The following is a 1,666-nucleotide window of genomic DNA, read 5'->3' on the forward strand; positions in this document are numbered from 1 at the left end:
CACGGGCCCAAAAATCTCTTCCTTGTAGATCGTCATGTCCGGCGTCACGCGGTCGAACAGGCTGCCGCCGATGAAGTAGCCGTTCTCGTAGCCCTGCAAAGCGAGGCCGCGCCCGTCGACGACGAGATCGGCGCCCGCGGCGACGCCGGCATCGATGTAGCCGCTGACTTTCGCCAGATGCTGGCTGGTGACCAGCGGCCCCATCTCGGCCTCGGGATCGGTTCCCGGCCCAACCTTTAACGCCCGCACCTTCGGGACCAGCTTCGCCATCAAGGCGTCCGCCGTCTTCTCGCCGACCGGCACGGCGACCGAGATCGCCATGCAGCGCTCGCCGGCCGAGCCATAGGCCGCACCCATCAGCGCATCGACCGCGAGGTCGAGGTCGGCATCCGGCATGATGATCATGTGGTTCTTGGCGCCGCCGAGCGCCTGCGCCCGCTTGCCGTGCTGCGTGGCGGTTTCATAGACGTAGCGGGCGATCGGCGTCGAGCCGACGAAGCTCACGGCGGTGATATCGGGGTGATGCAACAGCGCGTCGACCGCGACCTTGTCGCCCTGGATCACGCTGAACACGCCGGCCGGCAGCCCGGCCTCGGCGAGCCAGCGCGCCATCAACAGCGCCGCGGAGGGATCGCGCTCCGATGGTTTGAGGATGAAGCAGTTGCCGCAGGCGAGCGCGACGGGGAACATCCACATCGGCACCATGACCGGAAAATTGAACGGGGTGATGCCGGCGACGATGCCGAGCGGCTGGCGCACGGCATGGCTGTCGACGCGGGTACCGACGTTTTCCGTCATGTCGCCCTTCAACAGCGACGGCGCGCCGGTGGCGAACTCGATGACTTCCATGCCGCGCTGGATTTCGCCCTTGGCGTCGGACAGCACCTTGCCGTGCTCGGCGGTGATCACCGCGGCCAGTTCGTCGATATTGTCCTCGACGAGACGCAGAAAGCGCATCAGCACGCGGGCGCGGCGCAGCGGCGGCGTCGCCGCCCATTTCGGAAAGGCGCGCTTGGCGGCGGCAACGGCCGCATCGACCTCGGCCGGGTTGGCGAGCGCGACCATGCCGCTCTGCTCGCCCGTCGCCGGATTGAACACTGGCGCGGCATGCCCGCTCGCACCGGCGACAAGCGTGCCGTCGATGTAGTGGCCGATCATCGCGTAATGGCTCGACACTTCGGGGATCGCGTTCATGGGCCTAGTTCCTGTGATGTTAGACGCGCGCTTCGGCGGGTTTGCCGAGCGCGATGTTGTCGGGTTGCAATTCTTCGAGCCGGCGATGCGCCGGTTCGATGCCGAAGACGAGGACGACGACGATCTGGATGACGAGCAGCGCGATCATCAGATCCATCACGGCGGCGACGCCGCCGCTGTTGTAGAGCGACACGACGATGAACGGCGTGACGATCGTCGCGCCGCGGCCAAAGGTGTTGCAGATGCCGGCGCCGCGCAGACGGATCTCCGTCGGAAACAGTTCCGGGATGTAGATCCCGAAGAGAAGGGCGACGAGGACGTAGATCGGCACGGTGAGCGCGAAACCGACGATCAGCAGCAGGGTCGAGTCCGTGATCATGGGATACGCGGCGCCGAGCACGGCGGCCAACGCGGAGGCGCCAATGATGGTCGGCTTGCGACCCCAGCGATCGGCGGTCAGGGCGCCGATCGC

At 66.8% G+C, this 1,666-nt stretch carries 2 protein-coding genes; both read right to left on the bottom strand.

The features are described from left to right. Nucleotides 1-1,194: CoA-acylating methylmalonate-semialdehyde dehydrogenase (mmsA, locus tag GSQ79_RS09480; protein WP_158808489.1), on the bottom strand; the 1,194-nt coding region annotated here is incomplete at its 3' end. Between the two features lie 19 nt (nucleotides 1,195-1,213). Beyond that, on the bottom strand, nucleotides 1,214-1,666 hold a 453-nt coding region (locus GSQ79_RS09485), incomplete at its 5' end, for an MFS transporter (RefSeq protein ID WP_158808490.1).

It is taken from the genome of Beijerinckia sp. L45 (assembly GCF_009765775.1).
Taxonomy (GTDB): Bacteria; Pseudomonadota; Alphaproteobacteria; order Rhizobiales; family Beijerinckiaceae; genus RH-AL1.